The sequence below is a fragment of the Pedobacter chinensis genome, from assembly GCF_003339865.1.
In the GTDB taxonomy this organism is placed as follows: Bacteria; Bacteroidota; Bacteroidia; order Sphingobacteriales; family Sphingobacteriaceae; genus Pedobacter; species Pedobacter chinensis.
In genome coordinates, this window is sequence record NZ_QPKV01000002.1 from 169,112 (window position 1) to 186,334 (window position 17,223).

At 35.4% G+C, this 17,223-nt stretch carries 17 protein-coding genes and 1 other RNA gene; 12 read left to right on the forward strand and 6 right to left on the reverse strand.

All coding sequences use genetic code 11. The annotated features are described in order from the left end of the window. Positions 1 to 180: 180 nt before the first annotated feature. Both DU508_RS01965 and DU508_RS01970 read right to left on the reverse strand, forming a co-directional pair. The gene (locus DU508_RS01965; protein ID WP_115401170.1) at positions 181 to 387 is read right to left on the reverse strand and encodes a 2-oxoisovalerate dehydrogenase; all 207 of its coding nucleotides are present in this window, start codon (positions 385 to 387) and stop codon (positions 181 to 183) included. 19 nt (positions 388 to 406) lie between these two features. After that, on the reverse strand, positions 407 to 1,720 hold the full coding sequence (locus DU508_RS01970) for an aspartate kinase (RefSeq protein ID WP_115401171.1): 1,314 nt from the start codon (positions 1,718 to 1,720) through the stop codon (positions 407 to 409). Between the two features lie 257 nt (positions 1,721 to 1,977). On the opposite strand from DU508_RS01970, the gene DU508_RS01975 reads away from it, so the two are divergent. The 12 genes from DU508_RS01975 (at position 1,978) to DU508_RS02030 (ending at position 12,759) form a co-directional block, all read left to right on the forward strand. Further along, complete coding sequence (locus DU508_RS01975) at positions 1,978 to 3,714, forward strand: phospho-sugar mutase (RefSeq protein ID WP_115401172.1); 1,737 nt, start codon at positions 1,978 to 1,980, stop codon at positions 3,712 to 3,714. A 363-nt stretch (positions 3,715 to 4,077) separates the two neighbouring features. Beyond that, the gene (locus DU508_RS23700; RefSeq protein ID WP_147273578.1) at positions 4,078 to 4,287 is read left to right on the forward strand and encodes a hypothetical protein; all 210 of its coding nucleotides are present in this window, start codon (positions 4,078 to 4,080) and stop codon (positions 4,285 to 4,287) included. Then, positions 4,288 to 4,656, forward strand: coding sequence for a type II toxin-antitoxin system VapC family toxin (locus DU508_RS01985; protein ID WP_115401174.1), 369 nt, complete (start codon positions 4,288 to 4,290; stop codon positions 4,654 to 4,656). It abuts the gene before it with no gap. 159 nt (positions 4,657 to 4,815) lie between these two features. Next, a complete protein-coding gene (locus DU508_RS01990; protein WP_147273579.1) occupies positions 4,816 to 5,100 on the forward strand; it encodes a hypothetical protein in 285 nt (94 codons plus the stop codon). Positions 5,101 to 5,342: 242 nt separating this feature from the next. Continuing rightward, positions 5,343 to 6,113, forward strand: a complete 771-nt coding sequence (locus tag DU508_RS01995; protein WP_115401787.1) for an MbnP family protein — start codon at positions 5,343 to 5,345, stop codon at positions 6,111 to 6,113. A gap of 1 nt (position 6,114) precedes the next feature. Beyond that, positions 6,115 to 7,152: a cytochrome-c peroxidase gene (locus DU508_RS02000; protein ID WP_233509379.1), complete on the forward strand. Its 1,038-nt coding sequence runs from the start codon at positions 6,115 to 6,117 to the stop codon at positions 7,150 to 7,152. After that, entirely contained in the window at positions 7,115 to 8,092 is a 978-nt protein-coding gene (locus DU508_RS02005) for a transporter (protein WP_115401177.1), read from the forward strand. Before DU508_RS02000 ends, DU508_RS02005 begins: the two co-directional genes overlap by 38 nt. A 10-nt stretch (positions 8,093 to 8,102) precedes the next feature. Then, positions 8,103 to 8,558 (forward strand): hypothetical protein, encoded by a 456-nt coding sequence (locus DU508_RS02010; protein WP_115401178.1) that lies wholly within the window; start codon positions 8,103 to 8,105, stop codon positions 8,556 to 8,558. A 199-nt stretch (positions 8,559 to 8,757) separates the two neighbouring features. Beyond that, positions 8,758 to 9,408: an SCO family protein gene (locus DU508_RS02015; protein WP_115401179.1), complete on the forward strand. Its 651-nt coding sequence runs from the start codon at positions 8,758 to 8,760 to the stop codon at positions 9,406 to 9,408. An 879-nt stretch (positions 9,409 to 10,287) separates the two neighbouring features. After that, complete coding sequence (locus DU508_RS02020) at positions 10,288 to 10,710, forward strand: c-type cytochrome (protein WP_115401180.1); 423 nt, start codon at positions 10,288 to 10,290, stop codon at positions 10,708 to 10,710. A gap of 57 nt (positions 10,711 to 10,767) precedes the next feature. Next, positions 10,768 to 11,145: RNase P RNA component class A (gene rnpB / locus DU508_RS02025), an RNA gene on the forward strand. Between the two features lie 210 nt (positions 11,146 to 11,355). Next, positions 11,356 to 12,759, forward strand: coding sequence for a sigma-54-dependent transcriptional regulator (locus tag DU508_RS02030; RefSeq protein ID WP_115401181.1), 1,404 nt, complete (start codon positions 11,356 to 11,358; stop codon positions 12,757 to 12,759). A gap of 159 nt (positions 12,760 to 12,918) precedes the next feature. On the opposite strand, the gene DU508_RS02035 is transcribed toward DU508_RS02030, so the two are convergent. The 4 genes from DU508_RS02035 to gatB form a co-directional block, all read right to left on the reverse strand. After that, positions 12,919 to 13,641, reverse strand: a complete 723-nt coding sequence (locus DU508_RS02035; RefSeq protein WP_115401182.1) for an RluA family pseudouridine synthase — start codon at positions 13,639 to 13,641, stop codon at positions 12,919 to 12,921. Positions 13,642 to 13,842: 201 nt separating this feature from the next. Next, positions 13,843 to 14,532: a response regulator transcription factor gene (locus tag DU508_RS02040; protein ID WP_056870373.1), complete on the reverse strand. Its 690-nt coding sequence runs from the start codon at positions 14,530 to 14,532 to the stop codon at positions 13,843 to 13,845. A 103-nt stretch (positions 14,533 to 14,635) separates the two neighbouring features. After that, positions 14,636 to 15,748, reverse strand: a complete 1,113-nt coding sequence (locus tag DU508_RS02045) for a TlpA disulfide reductase family protein (RefSeq protein WP_115401183.1) — start codon at positions 15,746 to 15,748, stop codon at positions 14,636 to 14,638. Continuing rightward, entirely contained in the window at positions 15,745 to 17,214 is a 1,470-nt protein-coding gene (gene gatB, locus DU508_RS02050; RefSeq protein WP_115401184.1) for an Asp-tRNA(Asn)/Glu-tRNA(Gln) amidotransferase subunit GatB, read from the reverse strand. The genes DU508_RS02045 and gatB overlap by 4 nt, the downstream gene beginning before the upstream one ends. Between the last annotated feature and the right edge of the window lie 9 nt (positions 17,215 to 17,223).

Below are 17,223 nucleotides of genomic sequence, written 5' to 3' on the forward strand. Positions count from 1 at the left end.
ATAATGTGCCTAATTTTAAAGGATTATGATTTGGAATGGTAACGTGATGCGTTATTTCTCCAACAGTAACTGATAACCGAATATGACTTCCTTTTTACCTGGTAATTTCATATCCAAATTTCCTTAAAATTTTAATTAAATCTTTAGCTGATAAATCACGAGGCACTTTCATTAAAAAAGTTATACAGTTAAAAGTTCTTCTTTAACAGAATGAATGCGAATAATTTTAGGCATTTTATCTTCATCAAAATGACAAAGAACTGCCTCTTTAATATTTTTTTTTAAGTCATCCATATTATCTGCTTCAGTAAAAATAGATTCTCCTAAAGCCTTGGCAACATAGCCTCCCTCTAAACTTTCTTCTACTAAAAAAAATACCTCATTCATAATGCTAATATAAACTAATTTATTCGAATAATCTATTGTGCAGGCTCCTTAAGGCTTCGGTTTTATATTCGCTTAATATCAATAACGAAACATTATAATTACTTCCACCATAAGAAATCATGCGAATTGGAATGTGCTTTAAACCTTCTAAAACTCTGCTTGCAAAGCCATGTTTCTCGGAACCAAAATCGCCCACAACACAAACTATACTATGGTCGGTGTCTACTTCTACCGTTCCGAAACTTTCTAATTCCTCGATTATTTTTGGAAGATTTCCAATTTCATCAATGGTTAAAGAAACCGCAACCTCAGAGGTGGTAATCATATCGATTGGCGTTTTGTAGCGTTCGAATACTTCGAAAACACGACGCAAGAAACCGTAGGCCAGCAACATTCGGCTGGATTGAATGCGAATTGCTGTAATGCCATCCTTTGCTGCGATAGATTTAATTTTACCTTTTTCGCTGTTATGTGTAATTAAGGTGCCAGCAGCAGATGGCTCCATCGTATTTAATAAACGCACCGGGATCTTATATTTTTGTGCTGGAAAAACAGATTGCGGATGCAAAATTTTCGCTCCGAAGTAAGCTAACTCAGCCGCCTCATCGAAAGATAATTGTGCAATTGGTTTAGTTCCCTTAACAATACGAGGATCGTTATTATGCATCCCATCAATATCAGTCCAAATTTGAACTTCTTCGGCAAGAATTGCAGCACCTAGTAAAGATGCTGTATAGTCACTTCCGCCTCGGCGTAAATTATCTACCTCTCCAAAACTGTTGCGGCAAATATATCCTTGTGTGATGAATAATTTATTGTCTTTGTACTGCGCTAATAATGGCGTTAAATGTTTAGTTGTGAAAGGAATATCAGGCTCGTTATCTTCATCCGTTTTCATAAAATCCAAAGCAGGCAATAATACCGAAGGTATACCAATAGATTTTAAATAGATATGATATAATGTAGTAGACAATAATTCTCCCTGCGCCAGAACAACTTTCTCTTCAATGGAAGTGAAAATATCATTAGCCAGACCTGCTAAAAAGTTAAAATGATAATCAATCACTTCATTTCCCTGCTCCTGAAATTCTGTCGCTGGCAATAATTCAATAACGAAAGTTTTATATTTTTGATACAGATTTTCAACACATTCGCTTCCCTTCTTCTTATCGCCGGCTAAAAGATAATTTGCAATTTCTACTAAACTATTTGTGGTACCAGACACTGCTGATAAAACCACAATCTGCTCTTCATTTGGATTAATGATATCCAACAACTTCGTCATGCGCTCAGGACTACCTACAGAAGTACCCCCAAATTTTAATATTTTCATTTACCTTCTTATGTTTTATTCACAATGAAGCTATTATAATTTTTCAAAAAGAAAAAAATTATAATGGTTTCATTTTATACTGGAATATGTAATTTTCTTTATTATTGTATCGGGGCGTGAAATTAAGCAAAAGGAGTTTAAAAGCAACATCCTCAACAAAATAAAATTTGGAAACATGTAAAATATTTTAATTTCAACCAAACTTCAAGAGAGAAAATTTTGTTCAACACCAGATATTAAACTAAAAACACATCTCAATGCAATTAATTGACCAATCAACCCAAACCACAATTAATCAGTGGTTAAGTGGAAATTACGACGAAAAGACTAAGGCAGAAATACAAGCCCTTGTAGATCAAAATGCAACTACAGAATTAACCGATGCTTTTTATAGGAGCTTAGAATTTGGAACAGGTGGTTTACGTGGAATTATGGGTGCGGGTTCGAATCGCATTAACAAATATACCATCGGAACAGCAACTCAAGGTTTAGCAAATTACTTAAACAACAAATATCAGGGAGAAAAAATTAGTGTGGCCATCGCTCACGATAGCCGTAATAATTCTGATTATTTTGCAAAAATTACAGCTGATGTTTTCTCGGCAAATGGCATTCATGTTTATTTCTTTTCGGCTTTAAGGCCAACGCCCGAACTTTCATTTGCAGTTCGTCACTTTGGCTGCAAAAGTGGTGTAATGTTAACAGCATCACATAATCCAAAAGAATACAATGGTTATAAAGCTTATGGTGCTGATGGCGGTCAGTTTACTTCTCCTGATGATAAACTGGTTATCGATGAAGTAAATAAAATCAAAAGTATAGATGAAGTCAAATTTGATAGAATTGAAGCAAATATTGAATTAATCGGCGAAGAAGTTGATAAACTTTATTTAGATGGAATTACCGCGCTTTCGATTTCTCCTGATGCCATTAAGAGACAACATGATTTAAAAATTGTTTACTCTCCTATTCACGGAACCGGAATTACTTTAGTTCCAAAAGCGCTTGAACAATTTGGTTTTACCAATGTAACTGTTGTGGAAGAACAAAGCAAGCCAGATGGAAATTTCCCAACTGTTGTTTATCCAAATCCGGAAGAAAAAGAAGCGCTAACCTTGGCAATGAACAAAGCGAAGGAAATTGATGCTGATTTAGTTTTAGCAACCGACCCCGATGCTGACCGTGTTGGGATTGCGGTAAAGGATAATAATGATGAATGGGTTTTATTAAATGGAAATCAAACAGGAAGTTTATTGATCAATTACCTTTTAACAGCCTGGCAGGAAAGCGGTAAGTTAGATGGAAACCAGTTCATTGTGAAAACAATAGTAACTTCTAATTTAATCGAAGAAATTGCTAAAAAGAAAGATGTAACCTACTATAATACTTTAACTGGATTTAAATACATCGGTCAGTTAATGACTGAATTAGAAGGTAAAAAATATTTTATTGGAGGTGGAGAAGAAAGTTACGGGTACTTAATAGGCGATTTAGTTCGTGATAAGGATGCTGTGGTTTCCGCTGCTTTTATTGCCGAAATGACCGCCTATTACAAAGATAAAGGCGATAGTTTATATAATGCCTTGCTTGATATGTATGTTGAATATGGCTTGTATAAAGAAGACCTGGTTTCGTTGACTAAAAAAGGTAAAACTGGTGCCGAAGAAATTAAAGCCATGATGGTTAAGTTTAGAGAAAATCCGCCTGCAACGTTGGGTGGTTCTAAAGTTTCAGTACTTAAAGATTACGAACTAAGTCAGGAAACTGATTTAGTTACCGGTAAAGTAACAAAGCTTGATTATCCAACTTCTGATGTTTTACAATTTATTACTGAAGATGGAAGTATTGTTTCTGCTCGTCCGAGCGGAACTGAACCTAAAATTAAATTCTATTGCAGCGTGAATGCACCATTGGCCGATAGAAAGGATTTCGCAAAGGTAAACGAAGAGTTGGGCAATAAAATCAAAGCCGTGATGGCTGATTTGCAGGCTTAGTTTTAGCGGTTTAGCCGCAGATTCGCAGATTAATAATTTGAAAACACAGATGATAATTTCATCTGTGTTTTTGTTTTTATGTGATTTGAAATTTGTATGATTATTCAAGAAAATGCTTTTCAATATCTTTACTATTATTATCTCTGGAATCTATAAATCTCCATACGCGGTTCGTGCAACATGAATATTTCTCCAAGCCTGAATTTACTAGTTTTATGCGCTATACCTCTATCATTTTTTAAAATGATATTTTTTGATAAAAAAAATAAGCCTTATTTTAATAAATACTTTGAATTCATCTTTGGGAATTTGTGCCTAAATAAACTTTATATATCTTATATTTACACTATTGTAATCAATAATATGACTGAAATAATTTTAAAAGACGATATAGAGCAAAGCAAAATAGATGCTTTATTATTCTTCCTAAAATCATGGGATATTGATGTTGAATTAAAAACAACTGTGTCAAAAAAAACGACTAAGTCAAAAGAATTTTCTTTATCCAAAGGCATCTGGAGTGATTATGAGATTAATGCAGATGAATTAAGAGACAAAGCCTGGAGAAAATAGATGGTTTTATGCGATACAAATATCTTCATTGAAATTTATAAGGGCAATGAAACAGTTATTGACGTTTTTATAAAAATCGGTCAAGACAATATTGCCATTTCAGATGTTTCTTGTGCGGAGTTACTATATGGAGCAAGAAATAGAAAAGAGTTAGATTTAATCAGAAAAGATATTGATAAGTTGATTGTTTTACCAATTTCTTCAACAATTTCGACTAGAGCCGTAAAGTTAATCGAGCAGTTCTCGCTATCACATAATCTTAATTTGCCAGATGCTCTTATTGCATCAACTGCGATGGTTCACAACATAGAATTATATACACTAAATCTAAAAGATTTTAAATTTTTAAATGATGTTAATTTGATTTAGCTCTTTTATAATAGCTTTCTCATTTTTCCTTTGCTGCAATCAATTTCTTTAATACTTTTGCAGCACAATATTATGTTCAAAAAAATCCTGATATACATTTTAATTATTTGCTCCGTTTCGAACGGAGTCATGCAATTAGTGGTATATTCCAGTTACAAAATGAACAAAGAATACATAACAAGTGTATTCTGTATTAATAAAGAACACCCTGAATTGCATTGCGATGGACAATGTTTTTTAGCGAAAAAACTGAAAGATCTGGATGGCAAGAACAAGCAGGTTCAGGAAAACTTAAAAAGAGTTGCCGAAGCTGAACCAAGATTTCAGGTCATTGCAATTAATCATCAGATTCCTTATTTCATCATAAAATCAGAAAGCGGCTATATCGAAAAGCCTGTAAAAGACCTTTCTGTATCTATTTTTCATCCACCGAAAACGGTTTAAGCAATTTTTTTACATTATGGCTTTGCTGTTGCAAGTTTTTGACTGTTTGTCATTCTGAGCGCAGCGAAGAATCCCATTTTACGAATTATTAATCTGCTATTCAGTGCAATGTTAATTCCTGCTTAAATGCCAGAAATTGTTCATCAATATTGATGTTTTTAATTGAGTTTATGCTTGCTACGCAGATCTTCATTGCATTCAGAATGACAATAAATCCTTTTTACTTAACTCAATTTCATAAAATGAAATTATCACAATACTTCCTGGCATTTTTATGCCCTATTATACTTTTTACATCATGCAAAAAAAGCGATGATGAAATTACAGCAGATGCAAAATCCAGCTTTACAATTGAATTTGAACACCAGGTAAATGGTGTTCCATTAGTACTTAACAATGCCACATACAAAAATGCCAAAGGCGAAGATTTCAAAATCAGCATTTTTAAATACTATGTGAGTAATATCAAATTAACTAAAGCTGATGGAACAACTTACCTCCTTCCAGAAAGCTATTTTTTAATTGACGAATCAAAAAATACATCAAAAATCATCACGTTAAATAATGTTCCAACAGGAGATTATACCAAAATCGAATATACCATCGGTGTAGATTATGCCCGAAATTTTGCAGGTGCACAAACTGGTGCTTTAGATCCGGTCAATGGCATGTTTTGGACATGGAATAGCGGTTATATCTTTGTTAAGTTAGAAGGAACGTCGCCACAATCTACAGCTGCAAATAATGCACTAACCTTTCATATTGGAGGTGTAGTCGATCCGAACAATACAATCAGAAACTTTTCTACAGAGATTAATGCGGCAAATCCATTAAGAATCAGAACTGACGGAAAACCCAATATGCATTTCATCGTAAATGCTGCGGCCTTATTTACCGGGAAAACAGACATTAGTTTTTCTACGTTAAATTTTACAATGGGAGGTGCAAACTCAGTGATTGTAGCCGATAATTATGCTAAAGGCTTGTTTCGTTTAGATCATATTCATAATTAAAATGACGAATAAAATCATAGTCATCGCAATGCTTTTTCTAAGCATTGTGTTGATGTATGCCTGCAGCAAAAATGAAGATGAAATAATAGCACCGGAAAAGCAAATCACTTTTTCAGTCCCATCGAATTTTACTGCTCCAGCGTATCATTTTGAAGATAATAAGATAACGAATGCTGGTTTTGCCCTAGGTAAAAAATTGTTTTATGATGCCCGTTTATCAGCAGATAAAAGTGTTTCCTGTGGTAGCTGTCATCAACAATTTGCGGCTTTTGCAAACCTGGATCATAAAGTTAGCCATGGTGTAAATAATTGTCAGGGAAAGCGTAATGCACCTCCCCTTTTTAACCTGGCCTGGCAAAAGGCTTTCTTTTGGGATGGCGGTGTAAAAAACATCGAAACATCTCCTCTAAATGCAATTACCGATGCCTGTGAAATGGGAACAGATGTAGAAACTATTATCAATTTGCTTAAAAACACATCGCCCTATCCACAGATGTTCAACAAAGCTTTCGGTTCAGTTGAAATCAATTCGCAAAGGATTTTGAAATCAATCACACAATTCATGGCTGTGCTGGTTTCAGGAAATTCTAAATATGATCTGGTAATGCGTAAAGAAAATGGTGCTTCTTTCAATTCATTAGAACTGGCTGGTTATCATCTTTTCAAGGAAAAATGTTCTTCATGCCATGCCGAGCCATTATTCACGGATTTTTCGTATCGCAATAACGGTTTGGATTTAGTGAGCGCGGATGAAGGTCGTTCACACATCACGGGTTTGGCCACGGATTTTGGAACTTTTCGTATCCCGACGCTTCGCAACATAGAATATACAGGTCCGTACATGCATGACGGACGCTTTTACAGCTTGGATGAAGTGTTGGAGCACTACAATTCTGGGATTAAGCCATCACCAAATTTAGATCCTCTATTAAAAAGTGGCATTCCATTAAATTCATCAGAAAAAGAACAAATCAAAGCATTTTTAAAAACATTAACTGACAATGAGTTTATCAAAAATACATTATATAGCGAATCGTAAAATGTTGGTTCTGCTTTTCATTTTTATGAGTGGACAGGCTTTTGCCTGCGATATTTGCGGTTGTTTTATGGGAATTACGCCGTATTTTAATCGCAATAACATTAGCCTCTTGTATCGTTATCGTTCATTCAACGGTTATGATGGGCAATCGCATTCATTATTTCCTAATGGAGGAAATTTCTTCATTCCTTCCCGAAATCAGCATTCGCCAATTACGAGCCATGCAGGAAATCCAGAGGATTATGAATTATACCGTTCTCTGGAAATCAGGGGAAAATATTTCATCAATAGTAAATTGGAAATCAATGCCATTCTTCCCTATGTTTCTAATAGTGAAAGATATAATGGTTACACTTCTTCCATTTCTGGCATTGGAGATGCAAATCTTTATGCAGGCTATCATCTCATTCAAAAGCAGAACGATAATTTTAAACAACAGTTAATTGCGGGGGTTGGAATTAAGCTCCCGACAGGAAAAAATGATTTCAAAAACAATGAAGGTATTCGTTATTCATCGTTGATGCAAGCTGGAACCGGAAGCACTGATGGATTTGTCTATCTGAACTATATGGTTGGCATGGGCAAATTTGGCGCCAGTTTAAATACATCCTATAAAGTTAATGGCACAAATAACCGCGATGAGGGAATTGCAAATAGCACCACCAGTTTCCTTAATGTTTTTTACATGCAGAGAATTGGAAAAGAGATTCAGGTTATGCCATCTGCCCAGTTTTTTTATGAATATTCTGGTGGAGAGCAATACAAAGGCATAAAAACCGGAGAACATGTAATGAATAATTTAATGGGTGGAATTGGTGCAGATATCTTTTATAAAAACATTGCGCTAAATACAGGAATTCAAAAAAATATCTGGGAAGCCGAAACGGATCATCCAATGAGTGCAGGAAAAGTTTATATCGGAATTACCTATCATTTTTAAATTAATAGATATGAAACAAATAATAACATTGGCATTTTTTGCCATTATACTGCTCCTTAATGCATGCACAACAGAAGCTGACTCCAAAGCAGTACGCAATGAGATTCTGAATATCCATGATAAATTAATGATGGATGGAGAAAAAGTGATCAGAAATAGAATCAAATTAGATTCGGTATTGAAATCGGATACAATAAAAGCAATTAACGATTCAGTAAAAATTGCAGATTTAGTCGGTCGGTTAAATGCTGCAGATGAAAAGATGATGGATTGGATGCATTTATTCAAAAACGATTTTAAGGGGAAGAATGAACAGGAAAATTTGGAATACCATAAATCAGAAATGATCAGAATAAGAGATGTTGAGGATAGTTATATCAAGGTTACGAGAGAATCAGATTCAGTTTTGAAAGTTTATAAGATTGTTCCTGATGAAAAGATGAAAATGCAGCATCATCAGCATTGAAAAACCTCTCCCTGTTAACGGTTGTGGTCTAGTAAATTTCTACCTTCCCCTTCCTTGAAGAAAGGAGTTTAACAGTTTGGCGATTAAAGCCATTCAATTAGAAATGGAGGTTAGCGCAATGTTTTATGATTCCTCAAAATTGAATAATTAATTCCCTTCTGCAAAGCAGAGTTGTATATTTACACTTTAAAATAAAATCATGAATAAAATTATTTTCTCAATAGCAATCTGTGTGCTATCAATCACTATACTTTCATCTTGCCAACAGGAAAAGAAACTTCCGTTTTATGGCGAACGCCATGCTGAAACCGTTAAAGATGCAGCAGGAGTTGAAAGGATTGATACGGTTTATCAAACCATTCCAAACTGGTCTTTTTTAAATCAGGATAGCGTGGTTACCACAAATAAAGCAACAGACGGAAAAGTTTACGTAGCTGATTTCTTTTTCACGTCTTGCAGTACCATTTGCCCAACCATGCATCGCAACCTGATGACGGTTTATAATGATTTTAAAGCTAATCCTGATGTAATGTTTGTATCGCATACCATCGATTTTAAATACGATAAGCCATCTGTACTAAAAAAATATGCGCAAAAACTAGGAGTTGATGATGCTAAATGGCAATTTCTTTACGGTAGTAAAGACAGCATCTACACTTTAGCCGAGAAAAACTATCTGGTTGCGGTTGGCGAAGACAGCACGGCAAAAGATGGCTACATTCATCAAGGCTATTTGGTTTTAATTGATAAAGACAGACGTATTCGTGGCGCCTACGATGGTACGAAAGAGGATCAGGTAGAACAATTGAAAAAAGATATTCCAGTTTTATTAGCTGAATATAAAAAATAGAACATTTAGCCACTGAAACACAGATTTACACGGAATTGAAGTCTTATTTTCCAGAGTGTTCAGTGCTTCCGTGGCAAACATGATAAAAACGAATATAAATAGAACATTTAGCCACTGAAACACAGATTTACACGGAATTGGAGTCTTATTCTGTGTGTTCGGTGTTTCCGTGGCCGATCATGACAAACGAATATAAACAGAACATTTGCCACGGAAACACGGATTTACACGGAATTGAAGTTTTATTTTTCCGAGTGCTCAGTGCTTCCGTGGCAAACATAACAAAACGAATATAAACATGACATTTAGCCACTGAAACACAGATTTACACGGAATTGGAGTCTTATTCTGTGTGTTCGGTGTTTCCGTGGCCGATCATGACAAACGAATATAAACAGAACATTTGCCACGGAAACACAGATTTACGCGGAATTGAAGTTTTATTTTTCTGAGTGTTCAGTGCTTCCGTGGCAAACATGACAAACGAATATAAACAGAACATTTGCCACGGAAACACAGATTTACGCGGGATTGAAATTTTATTTTTCCGTGTGCTCGGTGCTTCCGTAGTAAACATGATAAAACAAATATAAATAGAACATTTAGCCACGGAAACACGGATTTACACTGAATTGAAGTCTTATTTTTCCGAGTGCTCAGTGCTTCCGTAGCAAACATGACAAACGAATATAAACAGAACATTTGCCACTGAAACACAAATTTACATGGAATTGAAGTTTTATTTTTCCGTGTGCTCAGTGCTTTCGTGGCAAACATGACAAACGAATATAAACAGAACATTTGCCACGGAAACACGGATTTACGCGGAATTGAAGTTTTATTTTTCCGTGTGTCGTGGCAAATTATAACAAAACATCAATGCGCAAACACATCATCAATTCTATTTTTCTGTTGTCAATTATCGCTATAATTATCTCTTGTCAAAGCCAGGAAACTATTGATTTACAGAATTATATGTCAAATGGGAAAGACATCTACAAAGCTAAATGTCAAAATTGCCATGGCCAAAATGGCGAAGGATTAGGCCAGCTTGCTCCTCCATTGACAGATTCAGTATTTCTGAAGAACAACAAAACCCGTCTTGCCTGTATTATTAAAAACGGAATTGATGAGCAATTAATTATCCATGGTAAAGAATACAAAGAAAAGATGCCAGGATTCCCCGAACTGGCAGATATTGACGTGGCTCAGGTCATGGTTTATATTACCAATTCATTTGGAAATAATCAGGGCTTTGTTCCTTACACTCAAGTTTCTACCCAATTGCAAAATTGTAAATAATTCAATTTCCTTAACTTCTTTACAGCTTTGTGGTTAAAAAAAGCCATCTTTGCGCAAAATGCAGGTTGTTCTATCGCTGTCCCGATTTATCGGGAGAGAGGAAAGTCCGGGCAACGCAGGGCATCTCGCTTTCTAACAGAAAGGGATTCAGGATTGAAAACCTGAATTACGGATCAGTGCAACAGAAAATATACCGCTTCGATTTATCGGAGTAAGGGTGAAAACGTGCGGTAAGAGCGCACGACAATATCAGGCGACTGCTATTGATTGTAAACCCCGGGAGTTGAAAGACCAAATAGGCTAACGTATGTAGGGCTGCCCGTCCGATGTTAGTGGGTAGGTCGTTAGAGGTAAACGGCAACGTTTATCCTGGATAAATGATAGAAATTCTGAATAATCAGGAAACAGAACCCGGCTTACAGACCTGCATTTTTTATTTTTTTTCAGAAAACTTAGATATGTTTAGTTAAATAGGAAGAAGATAAACCTCTTTTAAAAACTAAATAAAAGTTTTTTCCTCTGTTTATAACCAATTAAAACCTTTTACTTCTTTTACCGTTTATAGCGTATTCATTGTATAAAAAACTATACATTAATTAAAAAATAATATATTCGCATTTCATATAAAGAATAACAAGATCCCGAATGGCTAAACTATTAATAATTGATGATGAGCGAGCAATAAGGAGCACCTTACGCGAAATTCTGGAGTACGAGAATTATGACGTTGAAGATACCGATAATGGTATTGATGGATTAGAATTGATAAAAAAAGGGAACTTCGATCTTGTTCTCTGTGATATCAAGATGAATAAAATGGATGGCATGGAAGTGCTTGAACAGGCACAACTAATCAAACCAGATTTACCATTCATCATGATTTCCGGGCATGGAACAGTTGAAACCGCAATTGAAGCAAGTAAAAAAGGAGCTTTTGATTTCATTTCAAAACCACCTGATTTAAACCGTTTATTAATTACAGTTCGTAATGGTTTAGATCGTGGAAATTTAGTTACCGAAACCAAGGTTTTAAAACGAAAAGCCAGTAAAACCCGCGAAATTTTAGGCGAATCGGAAAGCATTTCTAAAATTAAAGAAACCATTGAACGCGTTGCACCTACCGAAGCTCGCGTGCTAATTACAGGTGCAAATGGTAGTGGAAAAGAATTGGTAGCTCGTTGGTTACATGAAAAATCAAACCGTGCAGATAGTCCGCTGATTGAAGTTAACTGTGCGGCAATTCCATCAGAATTAATTGAAAGTGAATTATTTGGCCACGAGAAAGGTTCATTTACTTCGGCGGTAAAGCAACGCATTGGTAAATTCGAACTGGCCAATGGCGGAACTTTGTTTTTAGATGAAATTGGAGATATGAGCCTTTCGGCACAAGCAAAAGTTTTACGTGCTTTACAGGAACATAAAATATCTCGCGTAGGTGGCGAAAAAGAGATCGATGTTAACGTTCGTGTTTTAGCCGCAACCAATAAAGATCTGCTCAAAGAAATAGAAGATGGTAATTTCCGTATGGATTTGTACCACCGGTTAAACGTAATTAATATCCATGTACCGCATTTAACCGAGCGTACAGATGATATCCCCGTTATTGCACAGAACTTTTTAGAAAGTATTTGCAGTGATTATGGCATGCCTGTAAAAAAAATTAACGAGGGTGCAATGGCCGCATTGCAAGCTTTGCCGTGGACCGGGAATGTTCGTGAACTGCATAACATGATTGAACGTTTAATCATATTAAGTGATAAAGTAATTACTGAAAATGATGTGCGTGCTTTTGCTAATCCTGGTGGTGGAACTAATATCGGTGCGGCTTCAAGTAATCAGATTGCAGGTAATGCTGGTGTTGGTTTAGCTTCTTCTTTTGATAGCTTTAACAATTTTCAGGATTATAAAGACCATGCGGAGAAAGAATTTATCAAATTCAAGCTGGAAAAAAACAATTGGAATGTATCAAAAACAGCTGATGAAATTGATATTCAAAGAAGTCATTTATACAGCAAAATAGAAAAATTTGGATTGAAAAGAGCTGAATAATCTATTATTAAAATTGCAGAATATAAAGTTGGAATGTTAAAGATTTATCTTGAAACATTCCAACTTTTTATTTTAACCCGGGTTTGATAATTATTCGTTAGATAATCCGTGTTAATATGCATGTAAGCTAGCCAAAGTCTCTTCCAGGAAATTTAGGAGTTAAGCATCAAACTTATCTAAAAGTTTAATCAACGTAGCAAAATCTTTAGGGTATGGGGCATCAATTACAATATCCTGATCATTTAATCCTTTGAAAACCAAATGCCTTGCATGTAATGCGAAACGTTTCATAATGGGTTGCTCTTCTTCTCCTTTGGTTAATTTATAACCACGTTTAATTGAGGAAAGGAAAACAGGTTTCCCCTTATACATATCATCACCAACAATTGCAGCCCTTTGCGTTGCTAAATGAATGCGGATTTGGTGCATTCTGCCTGTAATTGGTTTGCATTCAACCAAAGTATAATGCTTGTAATATTTTAAAGAATCAAAGATGGTTTCAGCTCTTTTACCTTCTGCCCTATCAATGGTTACGTTTTTATTCCCGTCATTTAAAATAGGCAAATCAACCAACAATTTATCGAAAATTACATGACCATCTACAACTGCATGATAGGTTTTGTTCACTTTTCTACGCTCAAACTGCATGGAGGCATGGCGATAAGCATCTGGATTTTTAGCAATAATTAAAGCCCCTGAGGTTTCCTTATCCAAACGGTGACAAACCTGAGCATCATCGCTATATTGTTTTGCTAAACGTAAAACATTTGTTTCTCCTGCAGCTCCTCTTTCATCAAGTGAAGCCAAGAATGGTGGCTTATTGATTACAATAAAATCATTGTCTTCGAAAAGGATCAGGTCTTTAAAATTTGGATACTTCAAATTGTGGTGTTCTTAATGTGCTGCAAAAATACGATTTTATTTTTTTAAGGCGGTCGTTACCACGAATATATTTCAGGTTTCAATTGCAGAAAGATGCTGAAATTCATTTCAGCATGACGAGTTGGATAAAATGCATAAAAAAAGCCGCAGAGTTGCTGTAGAATCAGCTGATCTGCGGCCTAATATCTTTATTAGTAATACCTAAGAAAGTTCAAACTTATAACCAACACCTTTTACAGTTGATACATAAGTTTCGCCTAATTTTTCCCGTAGTTTACGAATGTGAACATCAATGGTTCTATTGGTTACCACAACTGAATCTTCCCATATATTTTTCAGAATTGATTCACGGGTATAAACTTTACCAGGTTTTGATGCCAGAAGATATAATAACTCAAATTCTTTTTTGGCTAAAACCACCTTGTTTCCACCTTGAAAAACCAAATAGGCTTCACGGTCGATAACTAAATCACCAATTTCCAGTTTATTTTCAGAAACCTCTTCTGTACCAGAATTTCTTCTTAAAATGGCATTGATCCGGCTTACTAAGGCTCTTGGCTTAATTGGCTTTGCGATATAATCATCAGCGCCAACATTAAATCCAGCAATTTCAGAGTACTCTTCACTCCTGGCAGTTAAAAAAACCATGAATGTGTTTTTGAATTCAGGAATTGCCCGCATTAAGCGACAAGCCTCAATTCCATCCATTTTTGGCATCATGATATCCAGAATAATCAAATCAGGATGAACCTTTTTGGCAACAGTAATTCCCTCTTGTCCATTTGAGGCAGTAAAAACCTGATAACCCTCTTTTTTTAGGTTATATTCAATTAATTCCAGAATATCTGGTTCATCATCAACAATTAATATTTTCTGACCTGCGTTATTCATAGTTAAATATTTGTTACGAAAGTACTGTCTGTGATGTAATTTTTAGTTAAGCCTAAGTTAAGAAATTGTTAACGACTTAAATTAGTTTAACATTGAGTTTCTTTTAACGTAACGTTTTAGCTAGAAATGCATCCAGTTCTTCTCCCCGTAGGTTTTTTGCAGCGATTTTTCCTGCAGGATCAATAATAAATGAAGTTGGAATCGCTTGAACCTGATATTTTTTTATAGTTTCCCCATTAAAATCTTTCAATTCAGAAGCATGAGCCCAGGTTAAACCATCAGCTTTAATTGCGCCTAACCAAGCAGCTTTATCCGTATCTAAAGAAATGCCTAAGATATCGAAATTTTTATTTTTGAATTTATTGTATGCCTTAACAACATTTGGATTTTCCTGACGACAAGGCTGACACCAGGATGCCCAAAAATCAAGCAGAACATATTTTCCTTTATAATCAGATAAACTTATAGCCTTTCCATCTACATTATTGATCGTGAATTCAGGTGCCAATTGCCCAACCTGAACGGCTTTTAATAAAGCCATTTGCTTAACAAATGTGTCAACTGTGGCGTTACCTTTAATTTCGTCCTTAACTTCATCAGCAAATTTTACCAATTCTGCTTCAAACTCCTGCGGACTTAAAGTATTCATAGCATAAAAACTAGCTAAAGTTCCTTTATTGTCCTTAGCGAATTTAATGATCTGCGAATTTAACTGATTGATATAAGACTGATATTGTGGCCTCATTTCCTCTAAAATCTGTGCTCTGTTTTGTGGTTGTGCAGAAACTTTTGCTTCAAACTCTGTTTGTAATTTTTCTGCCTGTTTAGCAAAATTGTTTCTGATGGTATTTAACTCCGATAATTTCTCTACTTCATTAGCGCCTGAAATTTTGTAAGCCATTGTTTTATCAGCTAAATCGGCCTCTAATTTAATTTCATCACCATTTTTAGCAATCAGCATAAATTCATGATTACCAATAGAAACCCTAAAGAAATCTACAGATGGCGTTTTACGAATAAATTTGAACTCGCCCTTTTCTGACAGATTAGTGGAATCAATGGCTACCATCTGGCTACTTTGCATCCCGTATAAGAACACTTTTTTCTCCTCGCCCGTATTTTGAAAAGTTCCATCAATCGTAAAACTATCTTTTTGTTTACAAGCCGTAAAAGCAATTGCAATTAATATGATTAAGCTTAAGTTTTTCAATTTCATTGTTTATTTAGTTTTTCAAGTATCAATTCATTTAATTTTTTAGCATCAGCTTTACCCTTTGCCAATTTCATTACATCGCCAACAAACAAGCCTAACACGCCTTTTTTTCCTTTTTTATATGCCTCAACCTGTTGAGGATATTTACTTAACACTTCATCAATAAAGCCACCAAGTTCATCGCTGTTTTCAGAAATGAGAAGATTTAACGACTGTGCCAAATCAGCAACATTTGCATTTTCCTTTTGTTCTACAGCAGGCAACAACTGTTGTATGGCAATTTGTTGGGTTAATTTTTTATCATCAACCAGATTTATGGCAACAGCCAACTGCTCTGGTTTAACATTATAATCGGCGATAGTAATTCCTTTTTCACTTAAAACAGCCCTGATTGGTCCAATTAACCAGTTAATTAATGTTTTTTTTGTGTTCACATTTGGTAAAGCCTGATGGAAATAATTCAATAGGTCTAAATCATCTGCAAATAATGTTGCATCGGCTTTGGTTATACCGAATTCAGCAATCATTTGTTTTGAAATTTCATTCGGTAAAGCTGGCATAGCTGATTTAATTTCAGCCAACCAGTCATCAGAAATATAAATGGGTTGTAAATCAGGATCAGAAAAATAGCGATAATCATTTGCTTCTTCTTTGGTACGCATTGGCGAAGTTGTACCTTTATCCGCATCGAAATTCAATGTGCTTTGAATAATTTTTCCTCCATTAGAAATTACCTCAACCTGACGGCCAAATTCAAAATCCATCGCTCTGCGTACATTACGCATAGAATTCAGGTTTTTCACTTCGCAACGTGTTCCAAATTCTGTTGTTCCCTTTTCACGGATAGAAATGTTTGCATCGCAACGCAAACTCCCCTCTTCCATATTCCCATCGCTCACATTTAAGTGGCGAACCAATTTTCTAATCTCGCTCAACAAAGCAGAAGCCTCTTCCGAAGTACGGATATCTGGCTCGGTCACAATTTCGATTAATGGCACGCCGGCACGGTTCAAATCAACCAACGAATAGTTATCATCCTGATCATGAATGCTTTTACCCGCGTCCTCTTCCAGATGAATGCGATTAATTCCTATTTTTTTCGTTGAGCCATCTGCCAGCTCCACTTCTAAAAAACCGTTTACACAAATGGGCTGGTTATCTTGTGTGATTTGATATCCTTTAGGTAAATCAGCGTAAAAATAATTTTTCCTGTCGAAATGATTGATTTGATTAATGGTACAATTCAAGGCCAAACCAATACGAACTGCTTTGGCTACAACTTCTTTATTTAATTTAGGCAGCGCACCAGGCAAAGCCAACGAAACGGTAGAAATATTTTGATTGGGCAAAGCTCCAAAAGATGCACTATCAGCCGAAAATATCTTGGTATTTGTATTTAACTGAACATGTATTTCCAGTCCTGAAACGAGTTCGTAAGCGGTTTTTGGGCTTGTTTCTTGTAAAGGCATTTAAAGCTC